The sequence below is a fragment of the bacterium genome (assembly GCA_022616075.1).
Lineage (GTDB): Bacteria > Acidobacteriota > HRBIN11 > JAKEFK01 > JAKEFK01 > JAKEFK01.
In genome coordinates this window covers 1-21,218 of record JAKEFK010000292.1, presented here as the reverse complement: position 1 = coordinate 21,218, position 21,218 = coordinate 1, and the positions used below count along the sequence as shown (strand labels likewise).

Annotated in this window: 21 protein-coding genes; 8 read left to right on the top strand and 13 right to left on the bottom strand. The window is 48.9% G+C overall.

Translation table 11 applies throughout. From position 1 onward, the window contains the following. The first annotated feature begins 5 nt into the window (after positions 1 to 5). From L0156_23660 to L0156_23645, 4 genes are read left to right on the top strand one after another with little or no spacing between them, the layout of a single operon-like run. Positions 6 to 1,766: a SpoIIE family protein phosphatase gene (locus L0156_23660; protein MCI0605995.1), complete on the top strand. Its 1,761-nt coding sequence runs from the start codon at positions 6 to 8 to the stop codon at positions 1,764 to 1,766. 7 nt (positions 1,767 to 1,773) lie between these two features. Then, positions 1,774 to 2,622 (top strand): nucleoside triphosphate pyrophosphohydrolase, encoded by an 849-nt coding sequence (gene mazG, locus L0156_23655; protein MCI0605994.1) that lies wholly within the window; start codon positions 1,774 to 1,776, stop codon positions 2,620 to 2,622. A 36-nt stretch (positions 2,623 to 2,658) separates the two neighbouring features. Continuing rightward, on the top strand, positions 2,659 to 4,455 hold the full coding sequence (locus L0156_23650; protein MCI0605993.1) for an FAD-binding protein: 1,797 nt from the start codon (positions 2,659 to 2,661) through the stop codon (positions 4,453 to 4,455). Between the two features lie 2 nt (positions 4,456 to 4,457). Further along, positions 4,458 to 5,054 (top strand): HEAT repeat domain-containing protein, encoded by a 597-nt coding sequence (locus L0156_23645; protein ID MCI0605992.1) that lies wholly within the window; start codon positions 4,458 to 4,460, stop codon positions 5,052 to 5,054. On the opposite strand, the gene trxB is transcribed toward L0156_23645, so the two are convergent. The 4 genes from trxB to hemW form a co-directional block, all read right to left on the bottom strand. Beyond that, the gene (gene trxB, locus L0156_23640) at positions 5,051 to 5,992 is read right to left on the bottom strand and encodes a thioredoxin-disulfide reductase (protein ID MCI0605991.1); all 942 of its coding nucleotides are present in this window, start codon (positions 5,990 to 5,992) and stop codon (positions 5,051 to 5,053) included. The two genes, L0156_23645 and trxB, sit on opposite strands and share 4 nt — an antisense overlap. Before the next feature lie 80 nt (positions 5,993 to 6,072). Beyond that, positions 6,073 to 6,441: a hypothetical protein gene (locus L0156_23635; GenBank protein MCI0605990.1), complete on the bottom strand. Its 369-nt coding sequence runs from the start codon at positions 6,439 to 6,441 to the stop codon at positions 6,073 to 6,075. Positions 6,442 to 6,708: 267 nt separating this feature from the next. After that, the gene (locus L0156_23630; protein MCI0605989.1) at positions 6,709 to 7,533 is read right to left on the bottom strand and encodes a Ku protein; all 825 of its coding nucleotides are present in this window, start codon (positions 7,531 to 7,533) and stop codon (positions 6,709 to 6,711) included. 221 nt (positions 7,534 to 7,754) lie between these two features. Next, on the bottom strand, positions 7,755 to 8,873 hold the full coding sequence (hemW, locus tag L0156_23625; protein MCI0605988.1) for a radical SAM family heme chaperone HemW: 1,119 nt from the start codon (positions 8,871 to 8,873) through the stop codon (positions 7,755 to 7,757). Positions 8,874 to 8,936: 63 nt separating this feature from the next. Here hemW and L0156_23620 point away from each other — a divergent pair, with 63 nt between their 5' ends. Both L0156_23620 and L0156_23615 read left to right on the top strand, forming a co-directional pair. Continuing rightward, positions 8,937 to 9,410, top strand: a complete 474-nt coding sequence (locus L0156_23620) for a hypothetical protein (protein MCI0605987.1) — start codon at positions 8,937 to 8,939, stop codon at positions 9,408 to 9,410. Then, a complete protein-coding gene (locus tag L0156_23615) occupies positions 9,400 to 10,167 on the top strand; it encodes a zf-TFIIB domain-containing protein (GenBank protein MCI0605986.1) in 768 nt (255 codons plus the stop codon). Before L0156_23620 ends, L0156_23615 begins: the two co-directional genes overlap by 11 nt. 80 nt (positions 10,168 to 10,247) lie before the next feature. On the opposite strand, the gene L0156_23610 is transcribed toward L0156_23615, so the two are convergent. The 8 genes from L0156_23610 to L0156_23575 all read right to left on the bottom strand — a co-directional run bounded on the left by L0156_23610 (position 10,248) and on the right by L0156_23575 (position 18,948). Then, a complete protein-coding gene (locus tag L0156_23610; GenBank protein MCI0605985.1) occupies positions 10,248 to 10,742 on the bottom strand; it encodes a hypothetical protein in 495 nt (164 codons plus the stop codon). Beyond that, entirely contained in the window at positions 10,730 to 12,439 is a 1,710-nt protein-coding gene (locus L0156_23605; protein MCI0605984.1) for a BatD family protein, read from the bottom strand. The genes L0156_23610 and L0156_23605 overlap by 13 nt, the downstream gene beginning before the upstream one ends. Positions 12,440 to 12,542: 103 nt before the next feature. Next, complete coding sequence (locus L0156_23600; GenBank protein MCI0605983.1) at positions 12,543 to 13,907, bottom strand: VWA domain-containing protein; 1,365 nt, start codon at positions 13,905 to 13,907, stop codon at positions 12,543 to 12,545. Further along, positions 13,904 to 14,890, bottom strand: a complete 987-nt coding sequence (locus L0156_23595; GenBank protein ID MCI0605982.1) for a VWA domain-containing protein — start codon at positions 14,888 to 14,890, stop codon at positions 13,904 to 13,906. The genes L0156_23600 and L0156_23595 overlap by 4 nt, the downstream gene beginning before the upstream one ends. Continuing rightward, the gene (locus L0156_23590) at positions 14,887 to 15,717 is read right to left on the bottom strand and encodes a hypothetical protein (protein ID MCI0605981.1); all 831 of its coding nucleotides are present in this window, start codon (positions 15,715 to 15,717) and stop codon (positions 14,887 to 14,889) included. The genes L0156_23595 and L0156_23590 overlap by 4 nt, the downstream gene beginning before the upstream one ends. 89 nt (positions 15,718 to 15,806) lie before the next feature. Continuing rightward, positions 15,807 to 16,706, bottom strand: a complete 900-nt coding sequence (locus L0156_23585; protein MCI0605980.1) for a DUF58 domain-containing protein — start codon at positions 16,704 to 16,706, stop codon at positions 15,807 to 15,809. A 75-nt stretch (positions 16,707 to 16,781) separates the two neighbouring features. Further along, on the bottom strand, positions 16,782 to 17,762 hold the full coding sequence (locus L0156_23580) for a MoxR family ATPase (GenBank protein ID MCI0605979.1): 981 nt from the start codon (positions 17,760 to 17,762) through the stop codon (positions 16,782 to 16,784). A 10-nt stretch (positions 17,763 to 17,772) separates the two neighbouring features. Then, positions 17,773 to 18,948, bottom strand: coding sequence for an SGNH/GDSL hydrolase family protein (locus L0156_23575; GenBank protein ID MCI0605978.1), 1,176 nt, complete (start codon positions 18,946 to 18,948; stop codon positions 17,773 to 17,775). Positions 18,949 to 19,019: 71 nt separating this feature from the next. Between L0156_23575 and L0156_23570 the strand changes: the two genes are divergently transcribed. Further along, the gene (locus L0156_23570) at positions 19,020 to 19,784 is read left to right on the top strand and encodes an ATP-binding protein (protein MCI0605977.1); all 765 of its coding nucleotides are present in this window, start codon (positions 19,020 to 19,022) and stop codon (positions 19,782 to 19,784) included. Next, positions 19,750 to 20,187 carry a hypothetical protein gene (locus tag L0156_23565; protein MCI0605976.1) on the top strand — a complete coding sequence of 146 codons (438 nt, stop codon included), beginning with the start codon at positions 19,750 to 19,752 and terminating at the stop codon, positions 20,185 to 20,187. Before L0156_23570 ends, L0156_23565 begins: the two co-directional genes overlap by 35 nt. On the opposite strand, the gene L0156_23560 is transcribed toward L0156_23565, so the two are convergent. Continuing rightward, positions 20,159 to 21,142, bottom strand: coding sequence for a carbon-nitrogen hydrolase family protein (locus L0156_23560; GenBank protein MCI0605975.1), 984 nt, complete (start codon positions 21,140 to 21,142; stop codon positions 20,159 to 20,161). The two genes, L0156_23565 and L0156_23560, sit on opposite strands and share 29 nt — an antisense overlap. Positions 21,143 to 21,218 lie beyond the last annotated feature (76 nt).

Genomic DNA, 21,218 nt, shown 5'->3' with positions numbered 1-21,218 from the left:
AAAAAATGGATTACCGGAAGATTATTGACTCGTATAAGGCGGGTCATTTCAGCAAGGAAGATATTCAGCAGCATCTATCCGACCTGATGCTGTTCATGGATTTTTCCGGCAGCCTGAATCACACAAGCGCTGTGGAAGAGATCGCAAATCTATTGTTATTGACGCTGATGGGTTATACGCGCTCCCGACGTGCGGCATTTTTTCTTTTCAGCGGCTCGACTCTAAAACTGATCGACTTCAAAGGAGCAAGAATTTCTTCAAAAGAATTTGATTGTGCGTGGAATCCGCCCTTCTCGCCTTGCCATGTCCTTGCAGAAAAGGAAGAGAATCCGTGGATGAAAGCTTTTGAAGAAGCGGGATTGCAACTTATACTTCCCATCACTCAGGATGATCGTCTGCTTGCTGTGGTCGCGCTCGGAGACAAATCCGCAATTCAGGGCCACTCCCTGCAGGTGGCGATGGCCTTATCTCAAATGTGCGCCGGCGCACTGGAAAATGCGCAAGCTCGACAAGCTCTCCAGATGGTTAATCGTGAATTGACACTCAAAGTCTATCAGTTGAAATCACTTTTCGAGTTGAGCAAAGATTTTAATGCCCTATGGGACTCGGAAGGCATTTTTCGCATCCTGGGCAGTTCCTTGATCGGACAGCTCATGATTTCTCGTTGCGCGGTGATGACGGTTCAGAACGATTCCCTTGAGATGAAGTTTCTGCGGGGCTTCCGGTGGCATGATCAGGATCTCGATTTTATTTCAAAGCTTCCCGTGGATTCTCTCTTTTCAGGAAAGCCGGAGCCGCTTCTGACCGAATGTGTCAAATCATCGGACTTTCGACAGTTTCTGGAAATACAAAAGCTACATCTGCTCTTTCCGATGGTTTTAAATGATGAAATCCGTGGCCTTATTTTTCTGGGAGAAAAAAAGAATCGCAGGCCTTTTGGCCAGGAGGACTACGATCTGATTACAACGCTTGGCAATCTTGCGCTGGTCGCAGATGAAAATGCCCGGATGCAGCAGGAAATGATTGAGAAGCAGCGAATGGAAAAGGAACTGGCAATAGCAAGAGAAATCCAGGTTGGCTTGTTGCCTCAAGCCATTCCAAAAATCAGGGGATATGAAATCACATCCGTTTTCGAGCCTTGCTATACGGTGGGTGGGGACTATTTTGATTTTCTTGCCGTTTCCGAGCAAAGCCTGGCCATCGCCATAGGGGATGTCTCCGGCAAGAGCACACCGGCAGCTTTACTCATGGCCTCCTTACAAGCTTCGTTGCGAGCTCTCTCTTCTGTGGAAGTCACCGAACCGGCCATCACAATCCAGCGACTCAATCAGCTTCTATGCGACAGCCAGAGCCAGACCAGCAAATATGTAACATTCTTCTACGGGATTTTGAAGCACAACAGCGGCGAATTGAATTACGTTAACGCAGGACACTGTTATCCTCTCGTTTTGAAAGAGTCCGGAGAGGTTCATCGTTTGGAAATCGGTGGCACCGTGCTCGGTTTCTTTCGGGATGCAAATTACCGAAGAGGTGTTTATAATGTCGATCCCGGAGATGTAATGATTTTTTACACAGATGGTGTTTCTGAATTGACAAATCCTGAGGAAGAGGAATTCGGTGTGGACCGGATTATCCAGACAATCCAGCAACAACGCACGGAGCCCATTTCCGTCATCCGGGATGCGCTTGAACAGGCATTGCACGAACACCGCGGCGCGCAACATCAGGGTGATGACATTACCTTTATCCTATTGAAGCGCACGTAACAGAAAAATGTCACGTGAAACAAAGATCAAACGAAATCCGTATGCGAAACAGATAGCCAGCAAGCTTGAAAAGCTTGTGGACGTGATGCATACGCTTCGCTCAGAAGAAGGATGCCCGTGGGACCGTGCGCAATCGTTAGGGGATCTGCGCCAGTACGTTCTCGAAGAGACGTACGAAGTTCTTCAAGCGATGGATCAGTCTAATCTGCCTGCCCTCAAAGAAGAATTGGGTGATTTGATGTTCCAGGTCGTCTTTCTTTCACAAATGATGCAGGAACAAAATGCTTTTACGCTATTAGAAGTGTTGGATACAGTTACAAAAAAGATGCTGAGCCGGCATCCGCATGTCTTTGGCTCTTCTCAGGCTCAATCCCCGGAACAGGCTCTCCAAAATTGGGAATCGATGAAGGACAAGCAGAAAGCGCTCAAACAGGGAAGCGATCGTTCGATTCTGGATGGTATTCCGTTGCACCTACCGGCCTTGCAACAAGCTTCGATGATTTCTTCGAAAGTGGTGCGTGTGGGATTTGAATGGGAGACTGAAGACGACGTCTGGAAAAAGTTGGAAGAGGAGTTCCGGGAATTTCGTGAAGCTCAAACGGAAGAACACCGCGCTGAGGAGCTCGGCGATATCCTGTTTACCATGGTGAATATTGCGCGCAAGCAGAAAATCAATCCGGAAGATGCTTTGCGCGCGGCCAATGAAAAATTCCGGAAACGCTTCAGTAAGCTTGAAAAGCGCGTGTATGAACAGAACAAGCAATTGGGCGATTTAAGTCTTGCTGAGATGGATGCTATTTGGGAGGAGATCAAAAAGGAGGAAAAACAAAGTGGCGCGGGCGTCTCGCCTGCGTAACTGCGCAGACGGGACGTCCGCGCTACTTTGGCTGATATGAGATTCTTAATTTTCATAAAACAGGTCCCGACTTCTTCCGAAATACTCTTCGATTCGCACACCAAGACGTTGGTTCGTGATGGTGTGAAGAACGAAATGAATGCGTATGACCGGAGAGCCATCACGGAGGCTATTCGCTACCGGACCGAAAAGGGCGGAGAAGTAATTGCCGCAACGATGGGACCCTCTTCCGCTAAAGACGCTCTCAGAGAAGCGCTGATTATGGGAGTCGATTCCGCCATTCATATTCTGGATCCGCGGCTTGCGGGCAGCGATACACTGGTGACTTCGCGAGTTCTTGCCGCAGCAGCAAAAAGGATTGGCTACGATGTTATTTTTTGCGGCCAGCATAGCACTGATTCTGAAACCGGGCAGGTGCCCGTTGAACTCGCCGAATTGCTCGGACTTCCCTGCGCAACGGCGGTGCGTAAAATTGAGTATCTTCCTGAAGGCGTTCTCCACGTTTCTTCTGAAACAGAGGAAGGTTCGCTCCTTCTGGAAATGCCTTTGCCCGCTGTGATTTCAACGGCGGAACGCCTGATCAGGCCATTGAAAACAAAGAATGCTGATCTCTCCAAGGCTCCTGATGGGAAAATTCAGGAACTGAATCTGGGTGATCTGGGTATGTCAGCAAGTGAAGCGGGGCTCGCGGGCTCGCCAACTTGGGTATCGGAAATCTGCGATGTGCGAATCACGCGCGCTCCTGACTTGTGGGATGGGACGGATGCTGCCGGTACCGCTGCAAAATTGCTCGATTTGATTCGTCACCGCAAATCGAGGGTTCAACAGATTTCCAGGGTGCCACAAAAATCTCGGAATTCAGATGACGCACGTGAATACTGGTGCTGGATTGAATTTCTGCAAAACCAGATTCGGCCCGTTTCGCTGGAAATACTGAGTTGCGGCGCAAATCTTGCAGCTGAAAAAGGAGGAAAAGTTTGTGCGCTGCTGGCGGGGCATTTGAATCCGCAAATTTCCGCTCTTCTGGGCTCCTATGGCGCGGACAAGATTTACTACGTTCAGACAACTCAGCCGCATCCTGATGAGATCGTATCCCTTTTGTCGGACCGCGTTGTATTGCAGAAACCTTTCGCTTTGCTTTTTCCCGCGACAAGCCAGGGGAAGTATCTTGCGCCGCGCATTGCAGCGCGCCTTGGACTCGGCTTAACGGGAGATTGTGTGGGCTTGACTTTTCAGGGAGACGAAAAGCTTGCGCAGCTGAAACCCGCATTCGGTGGCAATATCGTGGCGCCGATTTTCACTCGCACTTCCCCGATCCTGACAACCATTCGCTCCGGGGCGCTGGAAACAAGAGGTCCACGAACACCGTTCGAACCGGAAGTGGATCACTGGAATCTTCCGGAAAATGTGGTGAAGCAGTTTACGATCATTGCTCAGGAAATCGATCCAGGTGTTGAAGCCGTGAAAATGGATCATTCCAAAGTTGTTGTGGGCGTCGGAATGGGAGTCGGGTTGGAGAATTTGCAGCTCGCTTTCCATCTTGCCGGTCTACTGGACGGCGCTGTCGGCGCGACTCGAAGAGTTGTCGATAGCGGCTGGGTGGCGCGGCAATTCCAGATAGGACTTACCGGTAAATTCATAGCGCCTGAAGTCTACCTGGGTCTGGGCGTAAGCGGCCGGTATAATCACATGATCGGAGTGCAGAAATCCGGACTCATTATCGGAATCAATCAGGATCCGTCAGCTGAAATTTTTCAAACTGCAGATATTGGAGTAAACGGAGACTGCGTTGCCATCGCAGCCGAAATGATTCTGTTAATCGAGAAGGAGTGAAGATGTTTGCATTTGGGCCAAAGCCTGAGAAGTTAAAGGAAAAAGGAGATATTGAAGGACTTCTGAAACTGCTGGATCACAAAAAGCTGGAAGTGCGCAAGGAAGTTGCAACGATTTTGCGGGAATGGGCAAAGCCCGAATGTAAGAACGCTTTACTGAAAGCTTTGATGGATGAAAACCAGGGCATTCGCGTTTATGCAGTGCAGGGATTGGCAAAGCTGAAAGATCCGCAGACAGATGAAGCTCTGGCATCAGCTGCGCAGGATTCTGATTGGGAAGTGCGCAAGGAGGCTCTCAGCGCTCTTGTGAAATCGGGACGCAATATCGATGCGATGCTGCAGGCAATCCGTTTCAACAGCGCAGAGCTTCGTGAGTTAGCGGCGGTAAGGCTCGGTGATACGGGTGGCTCGCAGGCCGTTGAAGCGTTGATTGTCGCGTTGAAAGATGAAGAAGAATTGGTCCGTCTTCGCGCAGTAAACGCGCTCGCAAAGATCAAGGATCCTCAGTCAAGAATTCCCCTTCAGGAAGCAACACAAGATAAAGACCCACAGGTGAGTAAAGCTGCTCAGGCAGTACTGGAAACGATCAAAAACCTTTAGGACTGGCTTTCTAGGTGTGCGAGATAGCGTTCCGCTTCAATCGCGGCTGCGCAGCCGGTTCCGGCCGCGGTTACAGCTTGTCTGTAGATATGGTCCTGCGCATCGCCTGAGGCGTAAACACCTTCCACGTTAGTTTGCTGGCGCTGGTTGGCAATGATGTATCCGTTTGCGTCGAGTTCCAGTTGGCCTTCGAAGATTTGTGTGTTGGGAACATGCCCGATGGCAACGAAAATCCCGGCAATGGGTCTGGTATAGTTTTCACCGTTTACCAGATTCTTCATTTTGACGGAATTAGCGGTCTTGTTTGCATCTCCAAGAATTTCGGTCAAGACAGTGTTCCAGATGAATTCAATCTTTGGATGTTTCAGCGCTCTTTCTTGCATGATTTTGCTTGCGCGCAACGAATCCCTCCGGTGGACGACGAATACGCGGCTGGCGTATCGGGTTAAGAAGAGCGCTTCTTCCATGGCTGTGTCGCCACCACCGACAACGATCACTTCAACGTTCTTGTAAAATGCTCCATCGCATGTTGCGCAGTAGGTGACTCCCGCTCCTCCCGTTGCTCCGGAAAATTCCAGCTCGCCCGGGATTTGCAGCTTCCGGGACGAAGCACCGGTGCTAATGATGACCGTTTGGGTTTCAAACTCGCGCTCATCCGTGCGGACCAGAAAAGGACGCCGGCGGAAATCGACTTCCTTCGCTCGTTCATAAATGATGCGTGTGCCGAAACGCTCGGCTTGCTGCTTCATCATCTCCATTAACTTTGGTCCCATGATGCCGGTGGGAAACCCTGGATAATTCTCAACATCCGTAGTGAGCCCCAGCTGGCCGTGAACTTCGATGCCTGTCAACAACAAGGGCTCCAGATTGGCGCGGGAAGTATAAATGGCGGCCGTATAACCGGCGCATCCTGATCCTAAAATAATTACTTTTTCCATGGCGTTTAATTATAGGCGGCAGCTGACAAATAAAAAAGCCGCCCCGAACAGGGACGGCTCTTTTTAAGAATACCAAGAGATTACTTGGTAGCCATTTTCCAGTCTTTCACGGTGATCAAGTTCGCGCCCTTGGATTCAAAACGAGTTCCAGTAACGGTAACAGTATGTCCCACATGATCGGCTAGAGTTGCGTTGAGCGGCTTATGATCGGCGCTGATCAGAAGGTATGTCGTATCACCCACCAGAATACCCACCGGCAATCCGGCTTTCACACATTTTGCACCACATTCAGTGTGGCTGGATCCCTTTGCTCCCTTGGACGCATGGCAAGCAACGTCAACAATTTCCCCCGTCCAGGAACCTTCATGTTGCATTGCATTCACAACGGCAACTCCGATGCCTGCCACGAGGACCATGACCGCTAGAAGCGCGGCAAATTTCTTATGCATTGATTTTCCTCCATTTTTTGAGAATTCGATCGGTTTGTAAATTGCAGAGAGTTAACATACTTATTTTAGCACACTGATAGATACGTTTCTTTCTGGTTAGTTGGATTGCCTTCTGGAAATCTTCCGGTTTCGCCGGGGCTTGTAGTAGCGACTGTTTTCGAGGATAGCGAATGAATTTGATAACGTCCCAAAAGTATGGGTGACTGAGACTCTCATTTGACTGAGATGATCGGTTTTGGGACGTTACCAATGAATTCGCTACGACAACTAGCGGGCCTTTCTCAGGCGAGCAGTCTTTGCTCCTTCGGCACGAGCCGGTGGACGCTTCACCCGGGCCTGAGCAATGCTCTTTTGCAGCGCATCCATCAAATCCACGACCTTGGGTCTGGCAGTGGGAGCGACGAGAGTCAGTTTTCGCCCTTTCAATCTTGCGTCGATCATTTCTTCGACTCTTTTGATGTGCTCATCTTCAAATTTTTGCGGGTCGAAAGGCTCACTCAGATTGTCGATCAATTGTTTGGCAAGCTGCAACTCTTTAGGACGCACTTCGAAATCTCCTGAAATCTGATTTTCATTTTCACGAATTTCATCCGGATAAAGCATGAAATGCACCAGTAATCCTTTCAACCCAGGCCGGATCAACGCGAGATATTCCTTGTTTCTCATGACGAGCTTTCCCAGCGCGGCGCGTCCCGTCTCTTCCATTGCTTTTGCCAGCAGTCCAAATGGTTTGTTGCTGGATTTGTCGGGACCCAGATAGTAAGTCTTTTCGAAAAAGATCGGATCCACTTCCTTCAGATCGATAAACTGAATGATGTCAAGATTCGTGCTCGATTCAGGCTTGATCTCTTCCAGATCAGAATCTTGAATCACCACATATTGGTTTTTTTCGTATTGATATCCTTTGACCAACTCCGACCGTTCTATTACTCGCTCGCATTGAGGGCAGTAGTTTTGGAGATTGATGCGCCCTTTACAGACATTGTGCAGGAGGTTAAAGGAAACATCGTGGGAAGTGGTTGCTGTGAATAGCTTGACCGGAATAGAGACCAGACCAAACGTGACGGTGCCCGTCCAGACGGCTGTAGCCATAGTTCTCCCGTTTCTACAAGTTTAGATGGTTTTCCAAACACCATGAATATAATACGACAATCGTCACACAGTCAACTACATACCTAGAATCGTGGATTGTAATCATAATCATAAATCATAATCATAATCGTGATCGTGATCATAAATCCTAATCATCACTCCGGTTGAATCACGAAGTAGGATTAAGATTTACGATTACGATCAAAATCCACGATCAAGCACTACACAACACTGCTCAGTATTTCATTCGACAACAGCATCCCTTTCCGCGTCAATCGCAGGTGATTCTGGGTAATCTCAAGAAAGCCGCCCGAAAGATACTCGTCGAGAGCCGGCCCGAACAAGGATTGCGGCGTTCTTCGATACATATTTTCGAAGGCACTCATATCGATACCATTTACTTTTCTCATTCCAAAGATTAAAGCATTACGCGCTGTGGTCTCTTCATCTTCCTGGATCGTTTCCGCAACAGGGGATTGACCCGTTTCTATCAATTCAATGTATTTGGCCACATCCGGCTGATTTCGAGTTCGCACCGAGCCGAGATAAGAACATGCACCGGCGCCATAGGCATGATAAGGCGCATCCGACCAGTATTTGAGATTATGGAACGATGTTTTTCCTTTCCGGGCAAAGTTCGAAACTTCATAGTGCTCATACTCAGCGCTGGCGAGCATTTCAACTGCGGTGTCAAAACATTCGAGCTGTTCCTCTTCAGGCATCGATGCAACTTTACCGGATTGGATCAGCCGGTGGAGTCCCGTGCGTTCGTGCACTTCCAGTAGATAGATGGAAAAATGATCAGGATGAAATTCGGTCAACCGTTGTAGTCCGGATAGAAATCCAGAAACCGTTTGTTCGGGGAAACCAAGCATGAGATCCACATTCAAGTTTTGAAATCCCGCCTCACGCGCAGCCAGGAGAGCATCCAGCGCCTGTTCAGCAGAATGTTGGCGCAACATCCCTTGCAGGACTGCCGGCTCGAGTGATTGTATCCCCAGACTCAAACGGTTGATCCCAAGCGAGTGCCATTCAGCAAGTTTCTCGATGGTCACATGATCAGGATTCACTTCGAGTGTGATTTCCTCAGGCGCGCGCAGTTGTGCCGATGCAATCAATTCTCGCAATACTACGGCAGGTGCAAGAGAAGGGGTTCCACCGCCGAAATACAACGTACTGGCTGCTCTATCCGGAGGATTCTGTTTTAATTCCTTTAAAAGTGCGCAGTAATAACGTTCCGACAATGACAGGCGCGTCGTGAGCGGAAAATCACAATAAATGCACTGCACGGAACAGAAAGGTAGGTGGATGTAAACTCCCGGTGTTAACTTCTTTTCCATGGATCTCGTATAGTATAGATATGCACAATTCGTGCGTCGATTAAGATTTTTGAGGCTGTTTTTATGAAGAAATTAGTTGGTGGAGGGCTGCTGATTTTTTTCGGGCTGTTCATGCTGTTTGGAGTTTTCGTGGACACCACGCCTCCTGCGTTCATGATCCGGGCCATGGTGGCCTTTTTATTTGCGTTTGTTCCTATTGCAGTCGGTGGACTTATGATCCGTAGTCACTCCCTATCAAACAAGAAATCTGCTGAAGAATCCCGGAAGAGCATTCTTGCTTCACGCGAGAAGGAGATCTTGCGGTTGGCAAAGCAAAAGGGAGGAGAATTGACTTTGCCGGACATTGTTTCCGAAACATCGATGAATACCGAAGAAGCGGATGAAATTATGCGGGAATTGGTGGTAAAAAGATATGTGGACATGAAAATAACGAATCAAGGTACCGTTATTTACGAATTTTTTGAACTGGTCAAGGACAAGCCGGAGGAAAGGATACTCCGTTTGGAATCATGGACAGACGATAGAGATGTCAACTAACGTGGTTGTGATGAGAAGGTGTCCCGTTTGCAAGAGCGATTTGCGCAATCTTTCCGTGGGGAAGGGAGTCGCTATCGATTTTTGTCCCCGATGCCGTGGAAGCTGGTTTGATGCGGATGAATTGCACCGAGTTTATCAGGACAGAAATGCGGCATCCGCTCTTTTGCTGCCGCCACTTCCCAACCTCAAGCGGGATCCGGTTTTGTGCAAGCAGTGTGAAACATACCATTCCCGTTCGGAGAAATATTGCCCCGAATGCAAGTCTCCTTTGCCCTTTCTCTGCCCTGGTTGTCAAAAACCTTTGCAATCTTCGCACCGTGAGGGTATCAGCCTCGATTGTTGTCACGACTGCAAAGGAGTATGGCTCGATGGCGGTGAATTGACGGCCCTTTTCAAATACTACTCGGCGAACATTCAAAACAGAGCGACCACTTCTGATGCCGGCGTAGCCGCTGCCAGTGTTGCGCTGGACATGTTCATCTGGGCGCCGGAACTGTACATTGCAGCCACAGCTCAGGTGTTGACCCATTTGCCTGAACTTGCATCAAAGGGGCTTGAGATTGCAGGCGATATGCCGGGAATTGCAGGTAAGGCTGCGGAAGGTGTGATTCACGTAGCCGGATCAGCATCGGATCTTGCTACCGGTGCTATTTCGGGCGCCATTCAAGTCGCAGGAAGTGTTGGAGAAGCTTCATCGGATGTGGCCTCCTCCTTCGTTGAACTGATCCTCGACTTGATCTCCGGAATTTTCGATTAATCTTGAACAGAAGCTCGCAAAGAGCGCAAAGGAATAAAAAAATCTACTTCGCGACCTTTGCGATCTTCTGTTCAAAAGAGCTACAACATTAACGCCACTAAGCCCGCCACCGAAATCAATGCCGGAACAACCTGATACGGTTCTCTTCTTCGCAAGGAAAAAATCAAAAATAGAAATAGAGCGGCCAAAGCGGCAAATACGATTTTTGTCCGGAAGAGAGCAATGCGTTTTCGCAAAGAATCGGGTTTATGGAGTTTTGCAATCCGTTGTTCGAGCGACCAGTTCAGGGCTCGCGATTCTGATAAGCGCGCCGCAAAAACCTGCACCCCTGCGGCATCTTGCAGCTGTTCCGATGCAAGCATGGCCAGGTAATAGGATTCCACATCTTGTTTTCCTGTTTCATGAAGGTTTTCCCCAAGCGCGCGAAGATTGTGCCACTCTTCTTTTTCCCACAATTCCATGACTTTAGCATGCCACGGTCCTTCAGCGCCTTTTCTGGAAAAATAAAGAGAGGAGCCCGCGAATAAGAGGATGATGATCGCAGACGCAAGATAGCGGATTTTCAACGTAGCCATAAGGCCTCAATTTTTTCGCATATTTTTTTCATTTCTTCATAGGTCACCGGAACCGGCTTTGTCTGGGAGTAAGCCGTTCGTTCCAGTTTGCGAAGACCTCGCGTCACGTTCAACCATTCCTCTTGCGGCAGATGCCTGCGAAGAGCTTCCATTAAAGAAGAACTATCTCCATCCTGTTGTGCGATTTGCATCGCTATTTGCTGATAGAGATTTCTTGCTGCTGTCTTGGATATCTGCAGCTTTGGATTTTTCCCGGAGAACAGGTGATGCAGACGGAGATGTCCGCGTGATCTCGGCGGTCGATAGTTCCGGAAATAGGCGGCCAGAGTTAAGAAACCCAGGATCAGGAAAAGCAGCCAAACAGAACTCCCCTTCAGTTTTGGAAAATCGAGCTTTTGTTTGGAGGCAGCTCCGGGTGGACGGAACTGAAAGTTCATCGATGGCAGGCGGAGCGCGGAAAGATGGCCTGAATCCGGATCAAATTCTTTGATGTTGACTTCCGGGAGTGCCACAGAAGTAGTAGATTTTTCAGGAGTGATTTCCACATCTTGAGTTTTCTTACTGATGAGATTCTCCCCTTCGATTTTTGCATTCGTAGAGACACCAAGCCTGCGCGTAAAAAAGCGGGGACCTGCAATTTCGGGAAAGTTGAAAGTTGAGAGTTGCCCTTTTCCTTCCAGAATCATCCTGATGATTTTGTAATCCGGCTCATCGGAAACAATTTCATTGCGCAAAGAGAAGTCTCCTACAGCCGCGCCTTCCGGCGATGCTTTCACCTGCAGGTTTAGAATATTAGAGGAACGCTCCAGATTGAGTCTTAGGTCCGCTTCCGGAAAGGATCCGGACGGTACACGCACCTTTAATTCGCAGCGTACGGGTGGCATTTCAATCTTGCCTTCCTGTAATGGAAACAAAAGAAATTTGACCAGCTCATAGGAAGCGTATTTTTGATTCCGGTAGTTCACAACTTCCCCTTTTGGTTTTGAAGTAAAAGGGAAGTCGTATCGCAGAAATCCTGGGAAATCCGCTTCTTCTAGAAACTGCAAATTTTCCACAGGAAGCTGTGACAGCAACCGGACTGTTACCGGAATACCCTGAAACTGGTACGCGAGATTCTTGCGCGATTCCATCAAAACAAGAATCCGGTCTCCAATCTGAGCGGCCGACATGACAACCGGCGGTTTCACAACCTCTTTCTTTTCAGGTTTTGGCTCAAGTTCCGGCTCCTTCACCGGAGGTTTCTTTTCTTGTTTCGGTTTTGTTTCTTGTTTCGGAGGCGCGACTTGTTTGGAAGGTGCCGCCGGAGATTTTTTTTCCACCTTCGGTGGTGCAGGCGGCGGAACCGGTTTGCTTGGGACGGGACCTTCAATGTTCAGGAATACGATGTTGGAACGATACGTCTGGCCCTGGTGGCTGAGTATGGCCGGACCGATTTTGAAGTTACCGGTCTCTGAGGCAATCAGCGTGTAAGTGAGAATCCATCGTTTCGTTTTTCCGCGTGGAATCTGCAGCAGATTCTTTCCGGTTCCCTGCAACTGAAACTGATCCAGACCATCCACGGTAACCGGCGGTAAGTCCATTTCGGCGGGAGCGTAAATACTCAGCTTGACCACAAATTCATCCTGCCATTGCAGTGTTGTCGATTCGACTTCCAAACTCAGCAACGGTGGTTCCGCAAAAGCAATGCATGAAAACAAAACAATGGAACTTAATAAACCGCCAAGACGCCAAGTTCGCCAAGAAAATAAAATACTCTTCCAACCTTGGCGTCTTGGCGTCTTGGTGCTTTTATTCATTTCCTTACCACGCGAAATCCGATTTTCCGATATTGCTGCGGTTCGATCTCTGCCTTTGCTCTTTTTCCAGCTGATCCACATATTGCAACAGCGCATCCCTGTTTTCCGGCGTGTTTTGCGGAGAAGGCTGTTGCTTTGGCTGAGGAGGCCGGTCTCTCTGGTCAGTTTGGTGTTTTAGCGCAACTTCCCAATTCCATCTTGCAAGCGCATGAAAAGGGTCCCTTTCCAGAACTTTTTGATAATGCTGGATAGCTTCTTGATAATTTCCCGCATAGAAATGAGCATTTCCGGTCGCGATTTCCTTTTCATTGAACGGGAAATCCGGAGGAAGCGATTTTAGCTTCTGCAAAGCGAGGTCCGATTTCCCTAACCGCATTGTCTGAAGCGCTTCTTGATATACCTTCAGGCTATCTTCGAACTTCATGGAAACCGAAAATACAAGGAATAGGGCCGCAACCGTTGCTGCAGGACGCAATTTTGAGTGAGAAACGGGAATCCACTGATAAACCAGAAGGAAGAAAAGAGCCACGATCAAAAAAGGGACCGGCCTGTAATCAGGTATGGACTGACCTTCGACAATAAGCTCACCCACTTTTCTGTCGAGCTCATCAAAAATTTGATCCGTCCGTTCCCTGGTTAGATTGAAGAACGCACCTTTTCCGGCTGCAGCAAGGGCCTGCAGCGAAGCGGGATTTGGTGTGCTGAAAGCGCCCGGCACATTGGCGGTGAGATCGTAGCGCAAGACGGGAGCTTTTTGCTCCCCGCACAAATACGTAAAGACTCGCAGATTTTGCCGTTTCACATAGTTTTGGAAAGCCTTTCCGCTATCGAAAAATTCGCCATCGCTAAAGAACAAAATCAGAGGAAGTTTTCCGGTTGTTCGTGATTTCAATAGTTGTTGCACAGCTTGCTGAAGCGATTCTGTTCTCGTTCCCGCCAGCGCGCTCATCGGCGGAGAGATCGAATCCATGAACAGAGAAATCGCAGGCAGGTCCGATGTAAAGGGCGCTCCGACCTGGGCTTCTCCCGCAAAATAAATGACCGCGATCTGGCTGCCTGCAAAAGACGGAAGCAGTCTTTTTATGAACTTCCGGGCCAGATCGATGCGCATTGTTTTCTCGTTTACTTTGCAAAACATGCTTTGAGAAACGTCCGCAATGATCAGCAGATCCACTCCTTTGATTTTTTCTTTGGCGGGAATACTTCTCCAGTAAGGGTTTGCCAGCGCGATCACAACGAAGCAAACGGAAACCAGAAAATATGGGAAGCGGTTTTTTTCCAGCGCGGAGCTGGCACGCCAGCGATACATAATCCCCAACAAAAGCAGAAGCGGAACGGTGTAAAGTAGAGCAGGATACTGAAAATTCATGGCAATCGTACTATGAATAGAGTAAGCGCGGCATAGCAAATCCCGAGCAACAAGACGGGAATGGCAACGGCCTGGGCCCGGGTGCGGACCGACTGTGTCTCGAGAATTTGCGGCTCGGACTTCTCGAGGCGGTCGATTTGCCGGAACAGAAGGCTCAGGGTTTCAGCGTCACTCGCACGGAAATAGTTGCCGCCGGTGCGCGCTGCGATCGCTTTTAGAAGATCTTCATCCAGATCGGCTTTTTCGTAACGGTAAGCTTTTTTCCCTTCCGGCGTGATTGTGGGATAAGGCGCCGGCCCGAATCCACCAACGCCGATCGTATAGATTTTGATTCCGTATTTTTTCGCGTCATCCACAGCGGTGAACGGGTGGATCTCTCCGTTGTTTCGGCCATCCGTGATGAGAATCATGATGCGATCACCTTTTCTTGAACCTTCTTCCTGAATCATCAGGCGGTTGATGCCGCTCATGATCGCCATTCCGATGGCCGTGCCTTCCGGCAATTCTCCCATGGCTACGGATTTAAGAGTTTGCTGCAGCGTTTCATGTTGCAGAGTGAGCGGAGAACGGGTCACGCTACGGCCGCCGAATACCACAAGTCCGATCCTGTCCGAGCGCCGGCCGTGTATGAAATCCCGCAAAACGGCTTTTGCGCCTTCCAGCCGGTTGAGCGGTTGAAAATCTTCAGCGGCCATTGAGCCGGAGATATCCAGCACAACCATGATGTTGATCCCGGAAGGCAGAACCTCAGTTGTGCTCTGCACCGATTCCGGAGAGGAAATGGCGAACAGCAAAAGGACGATCGCGACGGGAGGCAGAAAACGCAATATCCGGATCGCGCGCGTGCGCCAGGAAGTGAATGCGCGGATGAATCCGGCTGTCGGAAGCGGGGCTGCCTTACTTCGAATACGGTAGTAGATAATCAACTCCACGATGAGGTACAACGGCACAAAAGCCAGAACCCAGGCGTGGTCGAAGGTCATGCGGATCTCCGTTTGCGGAAAGCGGCCTTCGTCCGCAGCACAATTTCAGCATGTTCGAGCGCCTTCCTTACCAGTTCTTTGTCCCACGCGCCGGCCGATCCTGAATAACGCCAGGCTTCAAGGGATCGCAAAGCGACAGCGATGCTAAGCAGACGCCGATCGCGAGCCCCACGCTCCTGGAGTTGTGCGGGCGTATAAGATTCTGCTGAAAAGCCCCACACCATTTCCGATCGAAGCAATCGCCAGACTTGAATCGGTAAACGGTCCTTCTGCAACTCCAGGGACGCTTTTTGGAGGTCTCTTAAAAATTTTTGCGTGGGGCTGTTGTTGTAAACCCGTTTTGCTATAAGGACTGCGCAAAGCATTCCTAATAGGATCAGCGCCGCATAAAGCAAGACGTTGTAATTCTTCGGTTGCGTTACCGGTGCGGGCATTCGCGGCATTTTGATACTGGCAGATGCACCACTGATCGTTCCTACTATCAACGGTTTTCCATTCAGCACCGTTGTTTGTCCTTTTTCATCCGAAACCATGACAGAGGGGGCGCACGAGGTTTTTAACGCAGTTGGTATCACAGCAAGCCTGTAAACCGCGCGAATTTCTCCAGCCACTTCGTGTAACTTCCTGCCGGCAACGGAAATCTTCAAATCAGAACAGGAAGCAGATTTCAATTCATAAGATTCCCAGAGCGGATAGCGGATCTCCACAATCCAGAACAACGGCTGACCCAACAACACCGGGTGATCCGGGAAAAAATGCTTGATCTGTGGTTCAGAAGCAGCGAGAACAGGAGTTAGGAACAGCAAAAGAAAAACGCAAACCTTCATCAACAAACTATATTACAACCGCCAAGCCGCCAAGTCGCCAAGAAAATACTCAAGATGCTTTTACCTTGGCGTCATGGCGTCTTGGCGGTTCACTTTTTAATCTGGATAGGGACGCGCGAATTTTGGCGCCGCATGAGGAAGTCGATGAGCTGAGTATCCGCCTTCGGGGAATCGGGAAGCATGAGCAGGTCCGCTCTCGCTTTCCCGAAGGTTCCTTGAATCAACAAATCCTGTTCGCGGGCAAATGCGCGGTACCCCAGGCGGGTTTTCGGATCGTACGCGTCGATCAAGAATCTTCTTCCGGATTCCGGATCGAAGCACTCGATTACGGCAGAGCGTGGCAGTTCTTTTTCCACCGGATCGTAAAGATGGATTCCGACCACTTCATGTTTTGGGCGCAACGCCAGTAAGGAACGCTCGAAATTTCGATCCAGGAAATCGGAAATCACAAACAGCAGCGCGTGCTTTTTCAGTACATTCCGTAGAAATGTCATTGCGTGTCCCAGTGAAGTTCTTCGAATTGTCCGCCGCGGAGGCGTAAGAAGAAGATGAAGAATCCTTTCCGGCTGAGCCGCATTCTTTAACGGAGGGACGTAGAATTCGACTCTATCGGAAAAACCTAGACAGCCAAGCCGGTCTTCGTGAATGTCCGCCAGCGAAGTAATGAGCGATGCAAGCCGTAAAGTGGAATCCATTTTGATTTCCATGGAGGAGCTCAGATCAACGGCAAGCACAACGGAAAGGTCCCGCTCTTCCAGAAATGTTTTCACATAAGGTGATCCGCGGCGAGCAGTCGTATTCCATTCGATCTGGCGAATATCATCTCCCGGAACATATTCGCGGAGGCTGGCAAATTCAATTCCCCGCCCATGGAAGAGTGTGCGAAAAGTGCCTTCTCCGAAAGTGTGAATCAGGCGTCTGGAAGTGAGCCGGAGTCTTTTGATTTGTTCGCGCGTTACGCTGTGTTTCTTCGAACTTCTGCTTTTCATGATTTAACCGCCAAGTCGCCAAGCCGCCAAGACTGAAGCAAAGAATCTTTTATTCTTGGCGTCTTGGCGGTTCATCTAAGGGATCGGTATGCGCACCAGAATTTGCTGGATGAGATCCTCGGTCGATACGTTTTCAGCGTCCGCTTCGTAGGTTCGAATGATTCGATGACGCAATATATCGGGCGCCACAAGTTTGATATCGTCCGGGATTACAAAACTGCGCTGCTGTAAAAATGCATGAGCTTTTGCTGCCATGGTCCAGAAGATGGCCGCACGCGGCGAAACTCCGTACTGGATGTAGCGTCCAATTTCGAGATGATAATCTTTGGGGGACCGCGTGGCGCTGACAAGCTGAACGATGTAATTCTTCAACGAGTCTTCTACAAAGATTTCCTTTGCGAGATCTCTCAGCATGAGAACATGTTCCTTATCCAGCACGGACTTGACCTGGTAGTGATTGGTTCCGGTCATTCGATCCAGAATGATTTTTTCTTCATCTTTGCTTGGATAAGAGATCTTTACCTTCATCATGAAGCGATCGATTTGAGCTTCCGGCAGTGGATAAGTTCCTTCGTGTTCAATGGGATTCTGAGTCGCAAACACGAGAAATGGTTCTTCCAGCGGGTAGCTCTCTTCACCGATTGTTACCTGGCGTTCCTGCATCGCTTCCAGCAGTGCGCTTTGCACCTTAGCCGGCGCCCGGTTGATTTCATCCGCAAGAAGAATGTTGCAGAAGATGGGCCCTTTTTTGACAACAAAACTCCCATCTTTCGGATTGAACACGAGTGTGCCGGTTAGATCGGATGGAAGCAAATCAGGCGTGAACTGAATTCGTTTGAAATCTGCCTGAATGGCCTGCGAAACAGATTTCACAGCGAGCGTTTTTGCGAGGCCGGGCAATCCTTCCACCAACACGTGGCCATCGCTCAAAAGGCTGATCAACAACCGCTGCATCAGATAGCGTTGCCCGACAATCACATTCTTGAATTCATTTTGCAAAGCAGTAACATGAACGCTTTTTTCCTGAATCAGATTCTGTAATTCGTCGGCATTCATAAAATCGGAATTATAAGACAGAGTCGGACTTCATTGAAGTGGCCCACTCCTCAATCTTCTTTCTTACTATCGGCAACAGGGCATCCGCCACCGCTTCACCTCCAAGAGGAGTAAGATGGCAATAATCGATGAAAAGCTGCTTGTTCGTATACTTCGGATCGTTAAAAGTTACATTGAAATCAACGTAACTTACTCCATATTCCTCTGAAATTGCTTTTAATTCGGAATCGACCACCGGATAAAGCGTTTGCGTATTTGGCTCCTGATGTAGGAATGCCCGTTCCTGGTTGGATAAGAGAGTGGTATTCCGCAAAACAAGCATCGGTTGCAATCCAAGAATTGTATCGACTTTTTCGTGATGCAGGAGATCCAGATTCATCCGGACGCTTCTGAGAAATTGTTTCTTTGCGGCAATGATGTGATTTTCGATACTTAAGCCGGGGTTCGCATATTCCCGGTACATATCCTTGATATTCATTCTCCTGCGCGCGTCCTGTTCGAGTCTTTGGGCGATATAGCCTCTGAACAGACCACTGTAATCTGCCATGTAAGACGCGAAATAGTCCCATGCGCCTTTCACGGAAGGATCCCGAATTCTATCTTTCCAAAACTGATACCTGAAATCGGCCAGGTAATTGTAGTCAGGGTTATTTGTGTAATGGTCATTTGCGCCATCAAAAAAAATCACCATGTCAGGATCATAATCCAGGAGTTCACTCTGCAAATATTGAGTATGCTGGAAAACCTGGTAACCCGTTATAGCTGCATTGATCACTTCAACCACTGTACTTTGTCCAAATTCCCGATTTAATTTTCTTTCCAGATAAGCATCCACTGTTTCATTGGAATAAATGTGTCTGATCGGATATGGTTTCCGGCTGGAAACGCCGTGCGCCGCCGACCCTCCCAGAAAAAAGATTCGAAACGTATTCCCCGGTTTGTTTTTTGCGACATCCCTTGTTCTTCGAAAACCATTCCGGTTGATGACAATCCAGTCGCCGTTCTTGTCACCTTCACGGAAACCCGGAATGTGCTCGTAAACGGTGTAGTAGTTGAAACGGAACTTCTTCTCATTGGACTTATGCAGCACAAAACTCAAATAGAGACGCGCCCCAATTTCCAGGCCTGCAATCGTAGAAATGATCACAAAAAGGATAAAATATATGTGCGTCTTCTTGGTTTTCATTTGTTCCAGTTTCGTACAAGATTATACACAGCAAACATGGACATCTTTGCAAAGGAAGGTATGCTTAGAGGATGGAAGTAGAACAGAAACTCTGTGAGTTCTGCAGCGGTACCGGCTGGCAAATTGTGCTGGAAGGCTCGGTTTCACGCGCGAAACGTTGCGCGTGCGCGCGCGTCATCAGCGGCGACAAAATGGTGGATTCCGCCAAAGTTCCACCACGTTATATCAACTGCGATTTCGAGAATTATGATTCCCAATCTCTTGGCCAGGAAAGAGCAAAAACAATGGCCCAGAATTTTGCCGCGGATTATCCAATGATTGAGGAAGATTATCCGGAAGGGGGCCTGCTTTTCTCGGGAAATTCCGGAACAGGTAAAACGCATCTGGCAGTTTCTGTTGTAAAAACATTGCTCAAAAAAGGGATTCGTTGCCTGTTTGTCGATTTTCACGATTTGCTGGCGGAAATCCGCAGCAGCTATGACGAACTTTCCCAGACTTCAGAGCTTCAAATCTTGCGGCCCGTTCTTACTTCTGAAGTTCTGGTGCTCGATGACCTGGGATCTCAGCGAATGACAGAGTGGATGCAGGATACAGTTTTTCATATTGTTAATCTGAGGTACCAGCAGAAGAAAATGCTGCTGACGACCACGAATCTTGCGATCGAGCCGGCGAAATCATCTGCGCAGGAATCGTTACGGGAGCGTCTTGGATACAAAGTCGTGTCAAGACTCTATGAAATGTGTACATTTATAGAACTGGATGGTCCCGATTATCGTAAAGAGATTAGAAAGGCTTCTGGAGATGCATCGCGAAGTAGAAAAGAATCTGCCAATTAGATATTTAGTCGCCGCCCTGTTCTTGTTCGTTGCTTTTCAGATCGAAGCTGCGGAAACGATTGTGGACCGCGAATTGACCGTGATTCGAGGTGATTTCAAAGAGGTCCACTATCTGGTTCCGGAGACGACACCGAATTCCAGGGTAAAAGGGTTTTTTACATGCAAAGGCGGATTTTACGACGACATCACTTTTTACATTTTCACCAAGGATCAGTACGTTCGCTGGTTCAGTCATTATCCGCATAAAAGCCTCTTCAAGCTCGAAAAGAAGAAAGAGGGTAAGTTCGAAATTCCGGTTGTGGCCGGCGAGACTTACTACTTTGTGTTTGATAATTTCTTCTCAACCGTCAGCAATAAACAGGTAAAGATTCAGGTCAAACTCGTTTCGCCACAGGAGAAATAGTCTGGTTGCGCTTCTTCGGGCTACGCGACCTCCTTACCCGCACATCAAAAATATCAGGGCGGTGATAATGGCCTGAAACGTCCAAAGTCATTCGTTCTCGATCGATCATTTGCAAATCCAGTTCCCGGATCAATATCGTTTCACGATCGAAGACAGGCTCCACAACATAATGACCGTCCGGGCCGATGATCGCGCTTCCTCCGCGCAATAACAATTGCTGCGGATTGTTCGCCAATTCTCCGGGTTTGTTGAGTTCGATGGGAAGATCGCCCGCCGTCATAATCAAGCCTGCGGCAAGCACAAAACAACGTCCTTCAAAAGCATAGTGGCGGCTCGCGAGTTGATGCATCTCGTGGACCGATGGCCATGCCGCCACGTGAATATCTTCACCGGCTTCATGCAGCACGTGACGCGATAATGGCATCCAGTGCTCCCAACAAATCAGACCGCTCAACCTGCCGGCAGCGCTTTCTATCGAAGTCATTCCATGCCCGTCCCCCTGACCCCAGACCATCCTTTCCGTGTATGTCGGCATCAATTTCCTGTGATGATTTAAGATTTTTCCCAAAGGGCCAATGAAGAGTAGCGAATTGTAAAGCGTTCCATTCCCCGGCCCCGAATCTACCCGTTCGTTTACTCCCATTACGAGCGTGATTGCCAGCTCTTGAGCGAGTCGACCGAATAGCGTTGTTTCCCTCCCGGGGACCAAAATGCTGTTCTCCCGAAGTCTTGCAAAAACCTGTTTTGTCGGCTCGTGATTCCACAGCGCGGCATCCGGACAATAATCCAGCCAGGCTGGATAACCGGGCAGCCACGTTTCGCCAAAAACAATGATTTGCGCACCTTGCGCGGCCGCTTGTGTTACCAGGTCAAGAGCCTTTTCTGTACTCTGTTCCAAATTCATATAAACAGGACTTGCCTGAACAATCGCAACCGTTGCTTTCCTGGGTCGCATGCTTTACCTCCATCGGTGATGCCATAACGGTTCAAAACGGTTCAAAATGATTCCAAAATGGTTTCATAACGGTTCA